Consider the following 19,758-nt stretch of genomic DNA (forward strand, 5'->3'; position numbering starts at 1 on the left):
GGTTTTGGGCGGGGTGTGCGAAATAGGATTTTTGGGGGTGTGGGGGGTGGTGCGGAGAGTCGGTTTCACGCGAAGCCGCGAAGGCGCGAAGAAAAGAAGCGCCACCCCTCTTTCGTCACCCTCGGACGAGGCAGGTGACTCGTCCGACTTGATCCGGGGTCCAGACGCCGGCGCTGGAATGGATGCCGGATCAAGTCCGGCATGACGATTGAGGGGGAGGTGCCGGATGAAGGGGAAGGTGCGGAAGGTAGGCCGTCACCCACCCAATGGCGGCAATCCCAATTCTTCCGCCAGATCACGCCACTCCGCGTTCGCCGCTTCGATCAGTTCGATCTTCCACTTGCGCTGCCAGTTCTTGTGTCGCGTCTCGCGCGTGATCGCGGCGTGCATCGTCCCGGCGCGTTCGAACCAGAAGAGCGTCTTCACGCCATAGCGGTCGGTGAAGCCGCCGAAACTGCCGTCGCGGTACTGGCAGATGCGCTGGATCAGGTGCGAGGTGACGCCGGTGTAGAGCGTGCCATGCCGCGCGTTGGCCGTGATAGTGGCGCAGGGCTGAAAGTCGGCGTGCATGGGGTGAAGGCTAGGGCGGCGATGGACCCCGGATCAAGGCGGACGAGCCACGGGTCTCGTCCGCGGGTGACGAAGATGGGGTCGAACCGGATGCTTTCGCGCGCTGGTCATGCCGGAATTGATCCGTCATTGTAGCTAAACCCAATTGACGGTTGTTGCGCCTGTTACCGAAGCTCTCTCGTCTATATCTAATACGTAACCGGTACTATATTGTCGAAGCGAAAAGCATCGTTGGAAATCTTTCTTCTAAAAAATCTCAATTCAGCTTTTTCGTAAGGATCTAGATAATCATTTTTCATGTTGTGAAGGGTTGAGTAAATTTCAACAAGCTTTTTAAACTTGAATCTTCCATCTCCCACTGAGCAATTATATGCTATTAGGCAGACTTCTGGATCGGATAGGTGGGCTCGTATAATTCTAGAGTATATTTCCTTATTTTCTACCGAACTGTTTTCAAGCATGGCGTATAAATGATATAATATTCTAAAATAGTTCTTAAGTAGGATATTGCCAGATATAATTTTTCTATATTTTAGAGCGACAGTTTTCGGGTCGGCGTATCCATCGAATCCGATTTCATTTCGTATCCTGTATAATATAACCCGAAATGCTTGAGGTCCTTTGAATTCATGTTTTGTTTTTCTTAGCGACTTTATAAGTTTTTTATATTCAGCTTTTTCAGAAAGATTTTCAGCTATGGGTATGCGTTCGATTATTGTTAAATGAATTTCTTTTTGTTTTTCTTTAACGCTGTTTAATATAGTATAAAAATTGCTTTCAAATTGCTGTCTGTCATAGTTCTTATTCTGAAGATGTATCGAGTATAGTGCACCCACTAGTGCCAAGGTAGACATCAAAGATGCCAATACCCCAAAGGAGTCTCCAAATTGACCCAGCTTTTCAAAGGGTAGTGAGCTAGTGCTCACAGGTGCGTTGGCTCCAAGCAATAGGAATAGGAGCCAAGAAAGCCAAATGCATACGACAAATGTAGCTAAAATTGCCGCTATTCTGCCGTTCATATTATCCCTCACCCCATTCTTATTTAGGAGCTTGGTGGTGAAATTGTCAAAGAGCAATATAGATGGTTGATTGGAGACGGTGGCGCCGCCTCAAACCGAAAACCCGCCCGCATTGCGCCGGTTCGAGCTGGCCGCCAGCACCTTCTTGCCCTGCGGGGTCAGCGCCCATTTGGCGCCCTGCTTGACGACCAGCCCCAGCGTGACGAGTTCGTCGCGGATCGGGTCGGTGGGGAGTTGGGGGCGGCGGTTCGACAGGCCTTCGAGCGTCGTGCGCTGCGGCTGGCTGAGGATGATGAGTTTCTGTTTTTCGGTCATTTGGGTTGCCTTTGGCTTCTTGTTGGCCCGCGCTTGATCGCGGGCGTTTAGTTTCGGGTCGGTGGGCCCCGGCTTTCGCCGGGGATCACTAATAAGGCCCCTCCCGCTCGCGGGAAGGGATTTAGCTTATTCGGCGGCGATGCCGGCTTGTTTGAACATGTCGTCGCCGTCGGTTTCGGCGGTGATCACCGGCGCCGCGTCGTCGTTCGCCTTGGCTTTCTTGCGGTTGTCGAAGCTCGACCAGACATTGTTCCACTCGCCGCGGGTCGCGCCCTTGCTATATTCGGTCGCGCGCGTTTCGAAGAAGTTCGCGTGCTCGACGCCGTTGAGCAGCGGGGCGAGCCAGGGGAGCGGGTGCTCCTCGATCATGTAGATCGGCGAAAAGCCGAGCTGTCCGAGGCGCCAGTCGGCGATGTAGCGGATGTAGCGCTTGATCTCCTTGGGCGTCATGCCGGGGACGGGGCCCTGTTCGAACGCGAGGTCGATGAACGCATCCTCGAGCCGCACGGTTTTCTGGCAGGTGTCGATGATGTCTTCCTTCACCGCCTTGGTCAGGCAGTCGCGTTCCTTGGTGAAGGTGTGGAACAGCTTGATGATGCCTTCGCAATGGAGGCTTTCGTCGCGGATCGACCAGCTGACGATCTGGCCCATGCCCTTCATCTTGTTGAAGCGCGGGAAGTTCATCAGCATCGCGAAGCTGGCGAAGAGCTGCAAGCCTTCGGTAAAGCCGCCGAACATCGCGAGGGTGCGCGCGATATCCTCGTCATTGTCGACGCCGAACTGCTGCATATAGTCGTGCTTGGCGCGCATCTCGTCATATTCGAGGAACATGCCATATTCGCTTTCGGGCATGCCGATCGTGTCGAGCAGGTGCGAATAGGCCGCGATATGCACGGTTTCCATGTTGCTGAACGCGGTCAGCATCATCTTGATTTCGGTCGGCTTGAACACGCGGCCATATTTGTCGTGGTAGCAATCCTGCACCTCGATATCGGCCTGCGTGAAGAAGCGGAAAATCTGCGTGAGCAAATTGCGTTCGTGATCGCTGATCTTCTGCGCCCAGTCGCGGCAATCCTCGCCCAGCGGCACTTCCTCGGGAACCCAGTGGATCTGCTGCTGGCGCTTCCAGAAATCGAACGCCCACGGATATTCGAAGGGCTTGTAGGTGTTGCGGGATTCTAGAAGGGGCATCTGAACGATCTCCGGACTGGCGTATCTTTACTCCTCTCCCATCGGGAGAGGAAGGGGCCCAAGGCGTCAGCCTTGGGAAGGTGAGGGTGGTTGGCGGTTGGTTGGGAGCTGGTCGCCCTCACCCTTCCGCGACTGCGTCGCTCCTTCCCTCTCCCGGAGGGAGAGGGAGATTTGTTCCATGACGCCTTGGGTGTTCGTCAGGACGTCGTTGTTCCAGAAGCGGAGGACGGTGAGGCCCTGTGCTTCCAAAAATGCGGTGCGGCGGGCGTCGTAGGATGCCGCCTCCGCATGCTGGCCGCCGTCGATCTCGATCACCAGTTTCGCGGCGAAGCTGAAGAAATCCGCGAAATAGGGGCCGATCGGAACCTGCCGCCGCCATTTACCGGCGGGGAAGGTTTCGCGCAGGGCGCGCCACATCCGCTTTTCGGCTTCGGTGGCGTCCTTGCGCAAGGTGCGGGCGCGGGAGACGGTGCCGGAGGGTTGATTGCGATAGGTCCGCATGGGGGTCGTCACCCTCACCCTTCCGGCGCTTTGCGCCTCCCTCCCTCTCCCCGCGGGAGAGGGATTTATTGGCACGCCAGACACTCGTCGTAATCGGTGGTCTGCAGATCGTAGACCGGGGCTTCGGCGGTGTTGTCGGCCTCGACCCCGCCCGCGAAGCCGGCGCGCTGCACCGATTTAGAGCGGAGGTAATAGAGCGATTTGATGCCGAGTTCCCACGCACGATAGTGGAGCATGAGCAGGTCCCACTTTTCGACGTCGGCGGGGATGAACAGGTTCAGCGACTGCGCCTGATCGATATAGGGCGTGCGGTCGGCCGAGAGTTCGAGCAGCCAGCGCTGGTCGATCTCGAAGCTGGTCTTGTAGCAGTCCTTCTCGTCCTGCGTCAGGAAGTCGAGGTGCTGGACGCTGCCGCCCTTTTCGAGGATCGAGTTCCAGATATTGTCGCTGTTCTTCGCCTTGTCGACGAGCAGCGCTTCCAAGTGCGGGTTGCGGATCGAGAAGCTGCCCGAGAGCGTCTTGTGCGTGTAGATGTTCGCGGGCACCGGCTCGATGCACGCGCTGGTGCCGCCGCAGATGATCGAGATCGACGCGGTCGGCGCGATCGCCATCTTGCAGCTGAAACGCTCCATCACGCCCTGATCGGCAGCGTCGGGGCAGGGGCCGCGTTCCTTGGCGAGCAGCATCGACGCCTGATCGACCTGCGCGCGGATATGCTTGAAGACGCGCAGGTTCGACGATTTCGCCATCGCGCCCTCGAACGGCAGGCCGCGCGCCTGCAGAAAGCTGTGAAAGCCCATCACGCCGAGCCCGACCGAGCGTTCGCGGCTGGCCGAGTATTTGGCGCGCGCCATTTCGGGCGGGGCGCGGTCGATATAGTCCTGCAGGACGTTGTCGAGCATGCGCATCACGTCTTCGATGAAACCTTTGTCGCCGTTCCACTCGTCCCAGGTTTCGAGGTTGAGCGACGAGAGGCAGCAGACCGCGGTGCGATCGTTGCCGAGATGGTCGCGGCCGGTGGGCAGGGTGATTTCGCTGCACAGGTTCGAGGTGGTGACCTTGAGCCCCAGATCGCGGTGATGCTTGGGCATCATGCGGTTCACCTGGTCGATGAAGATGATGTAGGGCTCACCCGTCGCGAGGCGCGTTTCGACCAGCTTCTGGAACAGCGAGCGCGCGTCGACGCTGCCGCGGACGCTCTGGTCCTTGGGGCTGCGCAGGTTGAATTCGGTGCCGTCGCGGACGGCTTCCATGAACTCGTCGGTGATCAGCACGCCGTGGTGGAGGTTGAGCGCCTTGCGGTTGAAGTCGCCCGACGGTTTGCGGATTTCGAGGAACTCCTCGATCTCCGGGTGGCTGATGTCGAGATAGCAGGCGGCCGAACCGCGGCGCAGGCTGCCCTGCGAGATCGCGAGGGTGAGGCTGTCCATCACGCGGACGAAGGGAATGATGCCGCTGGTCTTGCCGTTGAGGCCGACGGGTTCGCCGATGCCGCGCACGCTGCCCCAATAGGTGCCGATGCCGCCGCCGCGGCTGGCGAGCCAGACATTCTCGTTCCACGTCTCGACAATGCCTTCGAGGCTGTCGGGGACCGAGTTCAGATAGCAGCTGATCGGCAGGCCGCGGCCGGTGCCGCCGTTCGAGAGAACGGGGGTCGCGGGCATGAACCACAGCTTCGAGATGTAATCATACAGGCGCTGCGCATGCTCCTGATCGTCGGCATAGGCCGACGCGACGCGCGCGAAGAGATCCTGGTACGATTCGCCGGGGAGCAGGTAGCGATCCTCGAGCGTTTCCTTGCCGAAGTCGGTGAGCAGCGCATCGCGGCTCTTGTCGGTCACGACGTCGAATCGACGCGCGTGGACCTTCGCCTCGCTGCTGTCGTTGAGCTTTGCCGTTGGCGCTGCGTCGGCAACCGATTCGCCCTTCGATTCGGGTGCCACCGGAGCGTCATTTTTCGTCAGTTCCATCGTCGCCACGTCGCTCGTCTCCACCCGTTCCGTTTCCCGAAAATCCATCGAATTCGCCCCCGATTTGAACGCGCACCCGGTGCGCTTTGTTCCTGTCTTGTTCGACTCAGGGCGAAGCCCCGGTCTTAGCATCTAAACCTGTCCACGGGGCACTTATTTTTGGCGCAAGAAGGGTTTTCCCGTGTCCATATGGGATGGACGACGGAAATCCGCCACTTGCAGCCTGATACAATTTCTTGGGGTGCCCCCGTGGTCGACCCACCACCTATAGTGCCACGTCGGCGCGACGATGCAATACGGTAAATGACAATATGGGGACTCAGTTCGTCGATAATTTGATTCGTCTCGTCGCGGCCGATGGGCGAGCGCGAGGCGACACGCCAGCCTTTCCGCGGGTTTGCGCGGAGAAGCGACGCAGATGCGCCAAGATGGAAATTTCAGGCTTGCCGAGCGGCGCGATGGACGCCGGGATGACCGCTGCGGAAAACGGCGAGCGGAGCAGGCGCGGGCGGTTTTGGCATCAGGTCCGCGCGTCGACGCCGGGCAAAGAAAAAGGGCCCCGGCGATGCCGAGGCCCGATCTCTAACTCAAATTCGGGTCAAGCCGAACCGCCACCGCTGTCAGTGCCGCCGCCGCCCATGAATCGCCAAAACCAACCCATGATAAATCTCCTGTCGCACTGCCCACGAGGAACAGTTAACGAAGCATATACCTTAATTAGTAAGGTAAATCGAGTCTTAACTATATCGATTGCTGCCAGTTTGGCAGCTACCCCGTGCGGTGCTGGGGAAGGGCGTTGAGCGTCGCGATGAGCTCGGAAAACAGTTGAGGTTTTCCAAGATGATAACCTTGGCCGACATCGCACCCGAGAGTCTCGAGAAGCGCCATGGTCTCGCCGTCTTCGATGCCTTCGGCGACCGCGACGGCGCCCAGGCGGTGCGCCAGATCGATCGTCGATTTGACGACTTCGAGGTTCCGCTGCGAATCGCGCATGGTCATCACGAATCGCTTGTCGATCTTGATCTCGTCGGCTTCGATCTCGGTCAGATATTCGAGGTTCGACTGGCCGGTTCCATAATCGTCGATCGACAGGCGGATGCCGGTGCGGCGGAGCTGCGCCAGCGTCTGACGCGCCTGGCGGCTGTTTTCGATCTGCGCGGTTTCGGTGATCTCGATCGTCAATATCTCGGGCGGCAGGTGATGCGCAGTCAGCATCACGCGGATCGTGCCGACGAGATCGCTGTGGTCGAGCAGGCTCGCCGACAGGTTGACCGACATGTTGATATGCGCGCCGCGCTCGTGGAGCTGCGCGGCCGAGCGGATCGCCTGATCCATGACGAACAACGTCAGGCGATAGATGTCCTGGCTTTTTTCGGCCTGGACGATGAATTCGTCGGGCGGGATCGGGCCGCGCGTCGGGTGGGTCCAGCGCGCGAGCGCCTCGACCCCCACCAGCCTCTGCGTCGCGATTTCATATTGCGGCTGGAACGCGACCCAGATGTCACCCCCGGTGAGTGCGTCTTCGAGCTGCGAGTGGAAGCTCAACTGCCAGCCGGCGTCTTCCTTCTGGCGCGAGGTATATTTGGTCCACAGCGAGCGCGTGCGGATCGCGCGCTCGGCGGCGACGAGCGCCGCGGCGAGGCGCTGCGCGTTCGATCCCTCGAACTCGTCATTAACCCCGAAAGCGATCGCGACGTCGACGCGCAGTTCGCCGATCGTCAGCGGCGCATTGAACAGCGCGGCGAGACCCGCGAGCTGCCCTTCGATCTGGCTGTGCTGATAATAGGGCACGAGCCACGCGAAGGTCCCGTCGAGATCGTGGTGCAGCATCGTGCCCTGCGATGCGAGCTGAAGGCGGCGCGTCACCTGTTCGACAAGCTTGGCGATCCCGTCGCCGGGAATGAATGCGGCGAGATCGTCGAAATTCACCACCTTGGCCGCGACCACAGTCGCGCTGCCAAATGGCGACTGCGAACGCAGCGCTTCGAAATTCGGCAGACCCGATACGGGGTTTTCGCGTTGGGCCGAATTGCGGCGCCGGGCACGCGCCACGTTGGAGCCGACGGCGACGAGGAAGAAGAGGCCTGTGCCAGTGGAAACCGTGACAAGCTGGGTTGCGAGCAGCAGCTGCGACACGACGAGGAGGACGGCGACCGCCAGTCCGACGAGGCTGAACCATCGGTTGCTGCGGCGCATCAGCATGGGCAGCGTCAGAAGCAGCGCGAGGCCCAGTGGCGGCAACCAGCCGAGGTTGACCGGATTGCCCCGGCGCAGCGTTTCGGCGGCGATCAAATGGATATAGGCGCCGGGCACCATGTCGTGCCCCGGCAAATAATGACGATCCTCAAGTCGCGAGGCCGTGGGCGCAAAGATCACGTCCTTGCCCGCCAGTTCTTTCGCGCCGACCGTGCCGTCGATCACGTCGATCGCGCTATATTGGCGGATGCTGGAGGTCCGATAGGAAAAATCGATGCGAAACTGCGACGGCGCTTGCCCCGATTTGCCCGCCATGATGGCCGAGAAACTGGGCAGCAATTTACCATCTGCAAGGTACATCAACGGGACGTCCCATACCTGCCAGAACTGATATTCCCACGCGATGCTGGCGCGCTGGGCCCGATCGCCGAAAGAGGCATCGGGGAAAATGGTAACGAGCCGGTCGGAGCCGGGCACCGATCGCGTCGGGACGGCGAGCACGACCCGGTCCTGCATATTGCGTACCGCCGCGCTTACGCTTTCCAGGCCCCCGTTATTGTCGGGACGTTCATAGTCGAAATCGATGAACAGGCGCTTCGGCCCGGCGCGATCGATGGCGCCGATCAGGCGGGCATGATCGTGCCGTGTGAACTCGCCGCCATGCGATTCAGCCAAAGTGCGATCGTCGATGCCGACCACCACGATATCGCCCGAAACATCGCGATAGGCGACGCGGCTGGTGGCCATGGCGATGAGGCGATCGGGCAACTCACCGACGCCGGTGATGCCGACGACGAGACTCAGCAGCAGCGAAAGCACGAGGGCCCGCCAACTGACGATCATCTTCTGTCCGAGCTTCAGCACGCACGTCTCCGCAAGATTGCCGGACGTGACTAGCTTCAGATGGTTATCATCGCGTTAATCATGAACAAAGTCCTGCGCCGTGCGGCGCAGCGCAAGGCGCAGGATTCCGTCCGTTTCAGGCGATGGCGGGCAGCGGCTCCAACGCAGCGTCGCCAGCGAGGGCCGAGGCGGCGAGGCCGGTCGCCGCGGGGACGATCTGTTGCAGATAGAAGCGCGTCGAGGCGATTTTCGCTTCGAGAAAGGCGCGATCGCCATTGCCTTCATCGAGCGCGGCGCGCGCGGCTTTGTTCTGGAGCGCCATCAACCAGCCACATGTCGCGGTCGACAGCATCGTGAGATAGGGATAGCTGCCCGCGAGACGGTCGGCGGTGTTCGCGCCGACCATCCAGTCGGTGACTGCGCGGCAGGCGTCGACAAGCTGCCGCAATTCGGGGAAATCGGCGGCGCCATTGGCGATATCGTCGATCAGCCCGCGAACGAGATCGCCGCCCGCCATGCCAAGTTTGCGCCCGACAAGGTCCGCAGCCTGAATGCCGTTGGTGCCTTCGTAGATCGGGGCGATGCGGGCGTCGCGATAATGCTGCGCGGCGCCGGTTTCCTCGATGAAACCCATGCCGCCATGGACCTGAATGCCCAGGCTTGCGACTTCGCAGCCGATGTCGGTCGCATGTGCCTTGACCAGCGGGATCAGGATTTCGGCGCGCATCGCGGCGGCTTCGTCGCCCAATTTGCCGAAATCGGTCTGCGCCGACGCATAATAGACGAGCGCACGCGCCGCCTCGGTCTGCGCGCGCATCCGCCACAGCATGCGGCGGACGTCGGGGTGCTGGTCGATGGTGACGGGGGTCCGGTCGGTGCCGCCCGCGAGTGCCGACTGGACGCGTTCGGCGGCGAAGCGCTGCGCCTGCTGCGTCGCGCGCTCGGCGATCTGGACACCCTGACAGCCGACCATCAGACGGGCGTTGTTCATCATCACGAACATCGCGCGCATGCCGCCCATTTCGGCGCCGACGATCTCGCCGAGGCAATCTTCGTCCTCGCCATAGACCATCACCGCGGTTGGCGAGCCGTGGATGCCGAGCTTGTGTTCGATCGAGGCGCAGTGGACGCCGTTCGAATGCGTCGGCTTGCCGTCGGCATCGAGGCGGTATTTGGGGACGAGGAAGAGCGAGATGCCGCGCGTTCCCTCGGGCGCGCCCGGCGTGCGCGCAAGAACGAGATGGACGATATTGTCGGTGAGATCATGCTCGCCGAAGGTGATGAAGATTTTCTGGCCCTTGATCTTGTAGAGCCCGGCGTGCTCGCCCTCGGTGACGAGTTCGGCGGTCGAGCGCAGCGCGCCGACGTCGCTGCCCGCGGCGGGCTCGGTCAGGTTCATCGTGCCGTTCCACGCGCCCGAGACCAGATTGGGCAGCCAGGTCTGGCGCTGTTCCGCGGTGCCATAGGCCATCAGCGCGTGGATCGCGCCGGGGGTCAGGATGTTGCAAAGGGTAAAGCCCATGTCGGCGGTGCCGAGCGCCTCGATGATCACGGTCGCGAGAGTGAAGGGCAGGCCCTGTCCTCCATAAGCAGTGGGACCGTCGATGCTGCCCCAGCCGGCGTCGACGAACTGCTGATACGCCTCCTTGAACCCCGGGGGCATCGTGACCTTGCCGTCTTCCCATTTCGGGTTCTGGACGTCGCCGACGCGGTTGAGCGGCGCGTAAACCTCGGCTGCGAACTCGCCGATGCCATTCACGATCGCCTCGATCATGTCGGGCGTTGCGGCGGCGAATTTGTCGTGCGCAGCCATCGCGTCGATGCGCGCGATGTGATCGAGGACGAAGAGCTGTTCGGTGGTGGGCGGCGTGTAGGTCATGGAGGGCCGACTTTCCTGGTGAATATCGTTGCGCGGGCGCTATAGCGCGGCATGGCTCGCGGTCAAATTCCACTATGGCGATAACCGACATCACTCCGTTCGATGCGAACGCCATTGCGCGCGCGGTGGAGCTGGTCGCGCAGGGTCAGCCAGTCGCGGTGCCGACCGAAACCGTTTACGGCCTCGCCGCCGACGCGCGCAACGCGCAAGGGGTCGCGCGCATTTATGCAGCGAAGGGGCGCCCCGATTTTAATCCGTTGATCGTGCACGTGGCCGATTTGGCGGCGGCCGAGCGGCTAGGCGTATTTGGTGCAGTCGAACGCGCGCTGGCGGCGGAGTTCTGGCCGGGGCCGCTGACGTTGGTGGTGCCGCGCGGCGCAGATTGTCCGGTAGCGAGTATTGCGACGGCGGGGCTGGACACGATTGCGCTGCGGGTGCCGGGGCATCGCGCGATGCAGGCGTTGCTTGCCGAAACCGGCGCGCCGCTGGCGGCGCCAAGCGCCAATGCGAGCGGGGGGGTTAGCCCGACGAAGGCCGAGCATGTGCTCGCGACGCTGGAGGGGCGGATTGCGCTGGTCATCGACGATGGGCCCTGCACGGCGGGGGTGGAATCGACGATCGCTCGGGTGAAGGACGGTGCGGTCGAGGTGCTGCGGCCGGGGCCGGTGACCGCCGACATGTTGGCTGTGGCGAGCGGGCTTGCCGTAACCGGGGTGAAGGGGGCGGAGATTGTCGCGCCGGGGATGCTGGCGAGCCATTATGCGCCGGGCAAGCCGGTACGATTAGGGGCGGAGGATTTTGCGGGCGATGAGTTCGGGATCGGATTCGGTTCGGTCGCTGGCGATTACCAATTGAGCGCGCGCGGCAACCTGACCGAAGCGGCGGCGCATTTGTTCGATGCGCTCCACGCGGGGGCGGCGAGCGCGAAGATGAAAATCGCGGTGGCGGCGATTCCGCGGGATGGCTTGGGTGCGGCGATCAACGATCGGCTGATGCGCGCGGCGGTGTAGTCCCCCTCCCGCTTGCGGGAGAAGTTAGGGGAGGGCCCGTTTCGGCCGGCGCCCTCTCCGACATGCCCTCCCCCGACCCCTCCCATAAATGGGAGGGGAGAAGATCAGGCCGCCGCCGGTTCGATCGGATCGAGTTGCGGGGTTTTTCGTGCGACGATCAGGCAACCGATAACGATCAGCACCGCCCCGGCGATCGTCGGCCAGGTGACCGCTTCGTCGAAGAACATCCAGCCGAACAGCATCGCCCACAGGAAGCCGGTATATTCGGTGGTCGCGAGGATCTGCGCCTCGGCGCGGGCATAAGCCCAGCTAAGCAGGAGCAGCGACGTCACCGCCAGAAAAGCGGCACCGATGAGCGGAAGCGCCTGATCGCCGCCAGGGACTGCCAGAAACCACGGCGCGCCGATCGCAAGGATCAACGCGACGAAGCCATTCTGGAAAAAGGCGATCTCCAGCGGCTCGGCCATTTTGGCCTGCCGCCGCGCGAGGATGAGGTTATAGGCGTAGAGCAGCGCCGAACCGAACACCGCGCCGACTGCCCACAGGGCTTCGGGCGCATAGTCGCCGCGGCCGAGCTTGCCGGCGACGATGACGATCACCCCGATGATGCCGAGTAGCGACGCGATGATCGAGCGCGGTCCGATGCGTTCGCCGAGAAAGATCGCCGCCATATAGAGCGTTGCGAGCGGCGCGATGAAGGCAATGGCGATGGCTTCCGCCATCGGCAGACGCGCGAGTGCCCAGAAGAAGCTGACCGCCATGCCCGCGACGAAAAGTGACCGCACCGCGTGGATGCGCAACGTCGCCCGGTCGGGCATTGCGGGGCGCGACGCGAAATAGAGCGCGCCGCTGAGGATCGAGCCGGCGCCGGTGCGCCACAGCACGGCGTTATAGGCGCCGATATCGATCGACAGCCCCTTCATCAGAACATCCATCGCCGAAAAGGTCGCAATGCCCGCGCACGCGATCAGGAAGGGGATGACGGGAGAGGCCGAATCGGGACGCATGAGTGCGCCTTAGCGGAAGGTCGCTTGTCCCGCGCCGTCGATATTGAGTTTCTGGCCCGAGCAATAACTGTTCGCATCGCTCACGAACCAGACCACTGCCGCCGCGACGTCGGCGGGAACGGCGACGCGGCCGAAGGGCATTTTGGTGTCGAGATGGTGGATGTCCGCGTTGCCGGTGATCGCACGCGAGAGTTTTTCGCCCATGTCGCTGACGGTCAGCGCGGGGGCGACGATGTTGACGCGGACACCGTTGCTCAGCTCCTCCTTGGCGAGGGTGAGCGCGAGCGCTTCGCCTGCGGCCTTGGCCATCGTGTAGGGCGCGCCGTTCGGCGAGTTCACATAGGTCGCGATGCTCGAGATGACGATGATGTCGCTGCGTTCGTGGGTGCGAAGTTGGGGGAGTGCGAGGCGCGACAGGCGGTGCGGGCCGGCGGCGTGGACGGCGAAGAGTTTGTCGACTTCCTCGGGGGTCGTGTCGGCCACGGACAGCCCGCGGCTGGCGATGCCGGCGTTGTTGATCAGGATCGACATTGGCCCGAAATCGGCCTCGATACCGGCGACCATCGCGGCGCAGGCGGCCTCGTCGGTGACCGAGGCCTGATAGGCTTTCGCCCTGCGGCCGAGCGCTTCGATCGCGGCGACGGTTTCGGCGGCCTCCTGTTCGCCGCGGGTATAGTTCACCGCGACGTCGGCGCCGGCTTCGGCGAGCCCGACCGCGATGCCGCGGCCGATTCCGCGCGAGGCGCCGGTGACGAGCGCGACGCGCCCCGCAAGATTCATCTCGGCCATCGCTCTCTCCCTAACCCATCAGTTCGTTATAGATATCGTCGTCGCTGCGGCTTGCGGCGTTGCGCCATTTGGACGCGTCCTTGCGGTTGAGGACGGTGCCGTTCGCGTCGAGGATCGCGACGGTCGGCGTGCCCTTGATCTTGAAACCGAAGCGTTTGGCGACCTCGGGATTGCGGCCCCAGCCGCGGATGTGCGGCATACCGATGTCGGCATAGACGATCTCGTAGCGATCGCGGACGGGCGCGAAGCGTTCGGTGGCGATCAAATTGGCGAGCCAGGCGCTGTCGTGGCAGCCGCCGGTGCCCATCACGAGCAGAACGGGCTTGCCCGATTGCTTCGCGTTCGCGAGCGCGGCGTCGATCGCGGGCATCGGATCGGCGATGAAGGCGGTGCTTTTATAGGCATCCTCGACGCCGGGGATCGTGCGTCTTTCGCTTGCGGCGGCGGGGGTGATCGCAAGCAGTACGGCGGCAAGGGCGAGGGTGATCGGGCGCGTCATTTGCCGACGATAGGTTTCGGATGACGTTTCCGTCAACGTAAGATAGCCTTCGCTCCATGAGCTGGAAAAAAGAGATCGACGAGCTGGGCGAACGCCGCGCGATGGCCGAGAAGATGGGCGGCGAGGAAAAGGTCGCGCGGCAGCACAGTCGGGGAAAGATGGACGCGCGGGCGCGGATCGCGGGCATCGTCGATGCGGGCAGCTTTCGCGAGATCGGCAAGATCGCCGGGCGCGGGCGTTATGGCCCCGATGGCGAGCTGGAAGATCTGGCCGCGAGCAATTTCATTTTCGGGCGCGCGAATATCGACGGCCGGCCGGTGGTGGCGTCGGCGGACGATTTCACCGTACGCGGCGGCGCGGCCGATGCGGCGCTGCACCGCAAATTCGTCCAGTGCGAGGCAATGGCGCATGAATATCGCCTGCCGCTGATCCGGATGATCGATGGCACCGGTGGCGGCGGGTCGGTCAAGACGCTGGAGGATATGGGTTATACCTATATTCCGCACGTGCCGGGGTGGCATGAGATCATCGCCAATCTCGATACGGTGCCGGTGGTTGCACTGGCGCTGGGGCCTACGGCGGGACTCGGCGCGGCGCGCGTCGTCGCGAGCCATTACAGCATCATGGTGCGCGGGCTGTCGCAGCTGTTCGCGGCGGGGCCCGCCGTCGCGGCGGCGATCGGCGATACGCTCGACCGCGAGGAATTGGGCGGCACCGACGTCCATACGCGCAATGGCGTCGTCGACGATGAGGTCGCAAGCGAGGCCGAAGCGTTTGCGGCGGCGCGGCGGTTCCTGTCCTATCTGCCTTCGTCGATCCACGACCGCGCGCCCCGGACGTCATGTAGCGATCCGGTCGACCGGCGCGACGAAAGCTTGCTGTCGGTCGTGCCGCGCGAGGCGAAGCAGGTTTATTCGATGCGGCGGATTACCGGCGCGGTGTTCGACCAGGGCAGCTTCTTCGAGATGGGCGCGCGCTGGGGGCGGGCGGTGATTACGGCCTTTGCGCGGCTCGACGGCTATCCGGTCGCGGTGCTGGCGAGCGATCCCACATATCTCGGCGGATCGTGGGATGCGAAGACGAGCGAAAAGGCCGAGCGGTTCGTGAAGATGGCCGACCAGTTCCGCCTGCCGATCGTCCACCTCGTCGACAATCCGGGCTTCATGATCGGCGGCGAGGCCGAGCGGACGGGGACGATCCGGTACGGCGTGCAGGCGATGAACGCGATCTACCGCGCGACGGTGCCGCTGGCGTCGGTGGTGGTGCGGCGCGCTTACGGGATCGCAGGAAGCGCGATGTCGAACGCCGAACGTTTCCAATATCGCTTTGCCTGGCCGTCGGGAGACTGGGGCAGCCTGCCGATCGAGGGCGGGGTCGAGGTCGCGTACAAGAGCGAGCTGGAGGCCGCGGACGACCCTGCGGCGCATCTGGAGGCGATCCGCGAGCGGCTGAACCGGGTGCGCTCGCCGTTCCGGACGGCGGAGAAATTCGGGGTCGAGGATATTATCGATCCGAGGGATACGCGGCCGTTGCTGTGCGAATTTGCCGAACTGGCCTGGCGGGTGCTTGACCGCGGGGGCAATAAATAGGGACAGTCCCCATTTAATCGGGAGCAGCTTATGGGTTGGAGCTATGGCGCGAATTAAATGGGGACTGTCCCTATTTATTGGCGGAGCGCGGCGATGAGTGCGAGGCGCCATTACGGCATGGACTGGCTGCGGATCGGCGCCTTCGCGCTGCTGATCCTCTATCATATCGGCATGTATTTCGTCCCGTGGGGCTGGCATGTGAAGATTGCCGAGCCGCTCGACTGGGTAACTATCCCGATGCTCGCGAGCAATAGCTGGCGGCTGCCGCTGCTGTTCCTCGTCTCAGGCTATGCGAGCGCGGCGCTGTTTGCGAAGCTCGGCGGCAGCGGCGCCTTTGCTCGGTCGCGGAGTGCGCGGTTGCTGATCCCGCTCGCCTTCGGGATCATTTTCATCATTCCGCCGCAGCCGTGGATCGAACTTGTCGGCCAGCACGGCTATTCCCACGGCTTCCTGCATTTCTGGACCCGCGACTATTTCCGTTTCGGCGCGCTCGACGGGATTATCCTGCCGACATGGCAACACCTGTGGTTCGTCGTGTATCTGTGGGTTTATACGATGTTTGCGGCATTGCTGCTCGCGCTGATCCCGGAGTCGGCGCGTATGAAAATCACGAGCGTCGCTGCGGGGGCGCTGCGCGGGTGGCGAATGCTCGTTGCGCCGCTGGCGTTGTGGGCGCTGGTCTATGTCCTGTTTCCCACGCATGACGAGACGCATGCGCTGTTCGACGACGGGCCGTCGCATCTTCATTATCTGGTGCCTTTCTTCGTCGGCTGGCTGCTTCGCGTGCGACCGGTTCTGTTCGAGACGGTCGCACGATATTGGAAGGTTGCGCTGCTGCTCGCGCTGCTGGCGTTCGTACCGGTTGCGTGGATCGAGTGGACCTGGCCGGGCAACATGGTCGCGCCCGATTGGGTGTTTCCGCCCTATCATCTGGCGCGGCTGGTCAACGGCTGGATGACGATCGTGGCGTTGCTCGGCATCGCCGACCGTTACTGGAACCACGATCACCCGCGGCGCACGATGCTCGCCGAGGCAGTGTTCCCCTTTTACATCGTCCACCAGACGATCATCGTGGTGGTGGGCTGGTATCTGTTGGGGGCGAACGTCGCGGCGCTGCCGTCTTTCGCGATCCTCGTCGCAACGACCGTCGCGGGATGCTGGCTTTTCTATTCCATCGGGCGCAACGTCGGCTGGCTGCGGCCGCTGATCGGATTGCAGCGCACATAGGGAGAGCATGATGGGGGCATTGAAGGGCATCCTTGCGATCGTCGGAGTGGCGATGGTGCTGGTGGGCGGATTGTGGGCGCTGCAGGGCCTCGACATCATACGCTGGCCGGCGAGCAGCTTCATGCTGGGCGATACGACATGGACCCGCAACGGCGTGGTGCTGGCGGTCGTCGGCATCGTGCTGATCTGGTTTGCACGAAAGCGCTAGGTGATCGACTACGAACGTAGTTGATCTGTATTGCTTATATGATACACTTGATCCCGCCGGGGCTGGATGGAGTGTATGATGATTCGTTCTTCGCGTATTTTGCCTGCCTTGCTGTTCGCCGCGAGCATGACGGCCTTGCCCATTGTCGCGCCGTCTTCGGCGATGGCCGCCGATGAGGTCAGCGCCGACCAGATTGCGGAAAATTATGCCGCATTGCTCGAACGCGATTACGTCTATCCCGAAATCGGCGAGCGTTATGCTGCGGCGCTTCGTGCGGCTATTGCAGCGGGCCGCTATGCCAAACTGACCGGCGAGGCGTTGGGGCAGGCCATCGACAAGGATGTGGCCGCAGTATCGCCCGACGGGCATCTGCGCCTGCGCACGCCTGAAGGTGCGCCTGCTGCGTCCGCTCCGGCGCCGGGTGCCGCCGCGCCCGTTCGCCGTCTGCCGAAGGTGCCGGTCGAGCAGGCCGGGTGGATCGCACCCGGCATTGCCTTCGTGCGCTTCAACGCTTTCCCCCAGGATGCGTCGGTGACGGCACAGGCCGCGAAGTTCATGGCGGACCATGCCGACGCCAGGGCGATCATCTTTGACATTCGTACGCATAATGGCGGCGGGCTCGATCAGATGGACGCGATCTTCCCCTGGCTGTTTGCCGAGCCGACGCGGCTGGTGACGATGGCGACGCGGTCGTCGGTCGATGCGCGCGGCGGCTCACCGATTGCCGGACTGGCTTCACTGCGGACGGTGACGGGCGATGCCGGCATGGTGTCGCGCGAACATTGGGCGACGCCATGTGCCGACGCGCGGCTGCGCGATGCGAAAGTCTATGTGCTGACGTCGGGCGCGAGCGCGTCGGCGGCCGAGCATTTCTCGCTCGCGATGAAGCATAGCGGGCGCGGCACGCTGGTCGGCGCGCCGACCGCGGGCGCCAATCATTTCGGGTTCGGCGCGGATCTGGGCGGCGGCTATGACGCCTTCATCCCGGTCGGTCGCACCTATGACCCGGTGACCGGCAAGGATTGGGAAGGCGACGGGGTGCAGCCCGACATCGCGGTGGCGCCCGCCGACGCGCTCGTGCGGGTGCTGACGGACCTTGGGATCGAAGCAGGCGAGGCGAAGAAACTCTCTGACGCGCATATGCCGAGCTGGCCGATGGAACGGCGCAAGCCGCGGAAATAGGCAACGTCATAATTCCGTTCGTTTCGCGCGAAGTCGAGACACCCCGAAGGCATGTACGGCCGTGGGGCATCTCGACTTCGCTCGATGCGAACGGGATTTTGGTTACGACGCAGACAGCGTCGTCAGCGCATCGCCGTCGACGCGCATCACGGTCCATTCGTCCATCAGTTTCGCGCCGAGGCTCTGGTAGAAGCCGATCGCCGGGGCGTTCCAGTCGAGGACCGACCATTCGAGCCGCGCGCAGTCGCGCTCGACGACGAGACCCGCCAGATGCGCGAGCAGCGCCTTGCCGAGCCCCGATCCGCGTGCTTCGGGGCGGACGAACAGATCCTCCAGATAGATTCCGGGGCGTCCCTCGAAGGTCGAGAAATTATGGAAGAAAAGCGCGAAGCCCTGCGGCGCGCCGTCCAGTTCGCCGATCACCACTTCGGCATAGGGACGCGGGCCGAAGAGTTTCTCCCCCAGCTTTGCCTCGTCGAAACGAACCTCGTGCGCGAGCTTTTCATAGTCGGCGAGGTCGCGGATGAACTGCGCGATCAGCGGCAGATCGGCGGGCGCGGCGGGGCGGATCGAGAGGGTCACGCGGATTATCCTGTAAAGAGAGTGGCGTTTCCGTCCCTTAGCGGCGGTGCATGCCGATGGGCAATGGCGGGCGCCCTTACAATCGCCCGCCGGCCCCCCATATGGAAGCGATGCCACTGGACCAGGCCGCGTCGCAACGCAGCAGGCCACCTGTCGGGCATTGTCTCCTATCGATCAGAATGATTTTGATTGGGTTTTCCGGGACAGGAAAATGATCGTGATTCCGGTGAGCTGACAGCCCGGATCGGCGATCCGAAAGGCATGCCCCTATGATCGGCTATTTCATCCTCCTCCACCGCTTCCCCGAACAGTTCAAGCGGATGTTCCATGCGATCTATGCCCCCGGAAACAGCTATGTGATCCATGTCGACAAAGGGTCGGGCCCCGCGTTCGCTGCCGACATCGCGGCGTTCCTGAAACCCTTTCAGGGGGTGGCGATCATCGAATCGAAAAAGGCGCTCTGGGGCGGGTACAGCCTCGTCGACGCCGAGCTGCGCGGGATGGCCAAGCTGCTGAAAATGAATCGCAGCTGGACCCATTATATCAACCTGAGCGGGCAGGATTTCCCGCTGAAGTCGCAAGCCTATATCCAGAGCTTCCTGCGCGCCAATCCGCGCCGCCAATATATCCGCGCGCTCGACCAGCGCGAGATCCGGCCCGATACGATGAACCGCGTCAGCCATATGTTCGTCGAGGCCCTTGGCCGCATGTTCCGAACCGGCCTGCCGCGGGCCTTCCTGAAGGGCGCGACGCCCTATATCGGCACGCAGTGGAAAGCGGTGACGCGCAGCTTCTGCCAGTTCGCGGTCCACAATCCCGGTGCCGAGCGCTTCAAGGCTTTCTATCGCCGCAGCTTTATTCCCGACGAAGCCTTTTTCCAGACGCTGATGATGAACAGCGCCAATCAGGGCGAGGTGATGAACGATGACCTGCGCACGATCGACTGGGTGCCCGACGGCGACATCAAGCTGCGCCCGCGGACATTCGTGACGGCCGATGCGCTGCGCCTGAAGCTCAGCCCAGACCTGTTTGCGCGCAAGTTCGACGCGGAGGAGGATTCGGCGATCTTCGACCTGCTCGAGGCGCATCTGAAAACGCCGGCGGGCAATGTCTATGTCGCGGAGGCGCCCGAAGCGCCACAGGATCGGGCACTGGAAGCGGCGTGATCCCGCGCGCGGCGG

At 62.7% G+C, this 19,758-nt stretch carries 18 protein-coding genes; 6 read left to right on the forward strand and 12 right to left on the reverse strand.

All coding sequences use genetic code 11. The annotated features are described in order from the left end of the window. Positions 1-255: 255 nt before the first annotated feature. The 8 genes from AC3A43_RS11835 to AC3A43_RS11870 form a co-directional block, all read right to left on the reverse strand. Positions 256-570, reverse strand: a complete 315-nt coding sequence (locus AC3A43_RS11835) for a GIY-YIG nuclease family protein (protein ID WP_487792733.1) — start codon at positions 568-570, stop codon at positions 256-258. Between the two features lie 188 nt (positions 571-758). Further along, positions 759-1,589 (reverse strand): putative phage abortive infection protein, encoded by an 831-nt coding sequence (locus AC3A43_RS11840; protein ID WP_487792734.1) that lies wholly within the window; start codon positions 1,587-1,589, stop codon positions 759-761. 90 nt (positions 1,590-1,679) lie between these two features. Beyond that, complete coding sequence (locus AC3A43_RS11845) at positions 1,680-1,904, reverse strand: hypothetical protein (RefSeq protein ID WP_039576499.1); 225 nt, start codon at positions 1,902-1,904, stop codon at positions 1,680-1,682. 126 nt (positions 1,905-2,030) lie between these two features. Then, entirely contained in the window at positions 2,031-3,095 is a 1,065-nt protein-coding gene (locus tag AC3A43_RS11850; protein WP_487792735.1) for a ribonucleotide-diphosphate reductase subunit beta, read from the reverse strand. A 66-nt stretch (positions 3,096-3,161) separates the two neighbouring features. Further along, positions 3,162-3,596, reverse strand: a complete 435-nt coding sequence (locus AC3A43_RS11855; RefSeq protein WP_487792736.1) for an endonuclease domain-containing protein — start codon at positions 3,594-3,596, stop codon at positions 3,162-3,164. Between the two features lie 65 nt (positions 3,597-3,661). Next, positions 3,662-5,614: a ribonucleoside-diphosphate reductase subunit alpha gene (locus tag AC3A43_RS11860; RefSeq protein ID WP_487792737.1), complete on the reverse strand. Its 1,953-nt coding sequence runs from the start codon at positions 5,612-5,614 to the stop codon at positions 3,662-3,664. 720 nt (positions 5,615-6,334) lie between these two features. Next, positions 6,335-8,626 carry an EAL domain-containing protein gene (locus tag AC3A43_RS11865; RefSeq protein ID WP_487792738.1) on the reverse strand — a complete coding sequence of 764 codons (2,292 nt, stop codon included), beginning with the start codon at positions 8,624-8,626 and terminating at the stop codon, positions 6,335-6,337. Positions 8,627-8,741: 115 nt separating this feature from the next. Continuing rightward, the gene (locus AC3A43_RS11870; protein ID WP_487792739.1) at positions 8,742-10,484 is read right to left on the reverse strand and encodes an acyl-CoA dehydrogenase family protein; all 1,743 of its coding nucleotides are present in this window, start codon (positions 10,482-10,484) and stop codon (positions 8,742-8,744) included. 74 nt (positions 10,485-10,558) lie between these two features. Here AC3A43_RS11870 and AC3A43_RS11875 point away from each other — a divergent pair, with 74 nt between their 5' ends. Next, entirely contained in the window at positions 10,559-11,494 is a 936-nt protein-coding gene (locus AC3A43_RS11875; protein WP_487792740.1) for an L-threonylcarbamoyladenylate synthase, read from the forward strand. A 104-nt stretch (positions 11,495-11,598) separates the two neighbouring features. On the opposite strand, the gene AC3A43_RS11880 is transcribed toward AC3A43_RS11875, so the two are convergent. The 3 genes from AC3A43_RS11880 to AC3A43_RS11890 are packed head-to-tail and all read right to left on the reverse strand — an operon-like array spanning position 11,599 to position 13,825. Further along, positions 11,599-12,501 (reverse strand): DMT family transporter, encoded by a 903-nt coding sequence (locus AC3A43_RS11880; protein WP_487792741.1) that lies wholly within the window; start codon positions 12,499-12,501, stop codon positions 11,599-11,601. A 9-nt stretch (positions 12,502-12,510) separates the two neighbouring features. Continuing rightward, positions 12,511-13,290 (reverse strand): SDR family NAD(P)-dependent oxidoreductase, encoded by a 780-nt coding sequence (locus tag AC3A43_RS11885; RefSeq protein ID WP_487792742.1) that lies wholly within the window; start codon positions 13,288-13,290, stop codon positions 12,511-12,513. A 10-nt stretch (positions 13,291-13,300) separates the two neighbouring features. Beyond that, positions 13,301-13,825, reverse strand: coding sequence for a thioredoxin family protein (locus AC3A43_RS11890; RefSeq protein WP_487792743.1), 525 nt, complete (start codon positions 13,823-13,825; stop codon positions 13,301-13,303). Positions 13,826-13,845: 20 nt separating this feature from the next. On the opposite strand from AC3A43_RS11890, the gene AC3A43_RS11895 reads away from it, so the two are divergent. The 4 genes from AC3A43_RS11895 (at position 13,846) to AC3A43_RS11910 (ending at position 17,995) form a co-directional block, all read left to right on the forward strand. Continuing rightward, on the forward strand, positions 13,846-15,378 hold the full coding sequence (locus AC3A43_RS11895) for an acyl-CoA carboxylase subunit beta (protein WP_487792744.1): 1,533 nt from the start codon (positions 13,846-13,848) through the stop codon (positions 15,376-15,378). A 93-nt stretch (positions 15,379-15,471) separates the two neighbouring features. Beyond that, the gene (locus AC3A43_RS11900) at positions 15,472-16,605 is read left to right on the forward strand and encodes an acyltransferase family protein (RefSeq protein ID WP_487792745.1); all 1,134 of its coding nucleotides are present in this window, start codon (positions 15,472-15,474) and stop codon (positions 16,603-16,605) included. Between the two features lie 7 nt (positions 16,606-16,612). Continuing rightward, positions 16,613-16,813 (forward strand): hypothetical protein, encoded by a 201-nt coding sequence (locus AC3A43_RS11905; RefSeq protein ID WP_487792746.1) that lies wholly within the window; start codon positions 16,613-16,615, stop codon positions 16,811-16,813. Between the two features lie 75 nt (positions 16,814-16,888). After that, positions 16,889-17,995, forward strand: a complete 1,107-nt coding sequence (locus AC3A43_RS11910) for a S41 family peptidase (RefSeq protein WP_487792747.1) — start codon at positions 16,889-16,891, stop codon at positions 17,993-17,995. Between the two features lie 102 nt (positions 17,996-18,097). Here the strand turns inward: AC3A43_RS11910 and AC3A43_RS11915 are convergent, their stop codons facing one another. Then, positions 18,098-18,577 (reverse strand): N-acetyltransferase family protein, encoded by a 480-nt coding sequence (locus AC3A43_RS11915; RefSeq protein ID WP_487792748.1) that lies wholly within the window; start codon positions 18,575-18,577, stop codon positions 18,098-18,100. Between the two features lie 269 nt (positions 18,578-18,846). Between AC3A43_RS11915 and AC3A43_RS11920 the strand changes: the two genes are divergently transcribed. Then, on the forward strand, positions 18,847-19,743 hold the full coding sequence (locus AC3A43_RS11920; RefSeq protein ID WP_487792749.1) for a beta-1,6-N-acetylglucosaminyltransferase: 897 nt from the start codon (positions 18,847-18,849) through the stop codon (positions 19,741-19,743). The last annotated feature ends 15 nt before the right edge of the window (positions 19,744-19,758 follow it).

It is taken from the genome of Sphingopyxis sp. Soil_C_28 (assembly GCF_057657055.1).

Excerpts from the sequence above, each read along its gene's own strand:
- AC3A43_RS11870 (WP_487792739.1), bottom strand. The coding sequence starts at position 10,484 with ATGACCTACACGCCGCCCACCACCGAACAGCTCTTCGTCCTCGATCAC.
- AC3A43_RS11875 (WP_487792740.1), top strand. The coding sequence starts at position 10,559 with ATGGCGATAACCGACATCACTCCGTTCGATGCGAACGCCATTGCGCGC.
- AC3A43_RS11840 (WP_487792734.1), bottom strand. The coding sequence starts at position 1,589 with ATGAACGGCAGAATAGCGGCAATTTTAGCTACATTTGTCGTATGCATT.
- AC3A43_RS11855 (WP_487792736.1), bottom strand. The coding sequence starts at position 3,596 with ATGCGGACCTATCGCAATCAACCCTCCGGCACCGTCTCCCGCGCCCGC.
- AC3A43_RS11910 (WP_487792747.1), top strand. The coding sequence starts at position 16,889 with ATGATGATTCGTTCTTCGCGTATTTTGCCTGCCTTGCTGTTCGCCGCG.
- AC3A43_RS11880 (WP_487792741.1), bottom strand. The coding sequence starts at position 12,501 with ATGCGTCCCGATTCGGCCTCTCCCGTCATCCCCTTCCTGATCGCGTGC.
- AC3A43_RS11900 (WP_487792745.1), top strand. The coding sequence starts at position 15,472 with ATGAGTGCGAGGCGCCATTACGGCATGGACTGGCTGCGGATCGGCGCC.
- AC3A43_RS11895 (WP_487792744.1), top strand. The coding sequence starts at position 13,846 with ATGAGCTGGAAAAAAGAGATCGACGAGCTGGGCGAACGCCGCGCGATG.
- AC3A43_RS11885 (WP_487792742.1), bottom strand. The coding sequence starts at position 13,290 with ATGGCCGAGATGAATCTTGCGGGGCGCGTCGCGCTCGTCACCGGCGCC.
- AC3A43_RS11920 (WP_487792749.1), top strand. The coding sequence starts at position 18,847 with ATGATCGGCTATTTCATCCTCCTCCACCGCTTCCCCGAACAGTTCAAG.
- AC3A43_RS11860 (WP_487792737.1), bottom strand. The coding sequence starts at position 5,614 with ATGGATTTTCGGGAAACGGAACGGGTGGAGACGAGCGACGTGGCGACG.
- AC3A43_RS11845 (WP_039576499.1), bottom strand. The coding sequence starts at position 1,904 with ATGACCGAAAAACAGAAACTCATCATCCTCAGCCAGCCGCAGCGCACG.
- AC3A43_RS11850 (WP_487792735.1), bottom strand. The coding sequence starts at position 3,095 with ATGCCCCTTCTAGAATCCCGCAACACCTACAAGCCCTTCGAATATCCG.
- AC3A43_RS11835 (WP_487792733.1), bottom strand. The coding sequence starts at position 570 with ATGCACGCCGACTTTCAGCCCTGCGCCACTATCACGGCCAACGCGCGG.
- AC3A43_RS11905 (WP_487792746.1), top strand. The coding sequence starts at position 16,613 with ATGATGGGGGCATTGAAGGGCATCCTTGCGATCGTCGGAGTGGCGATG.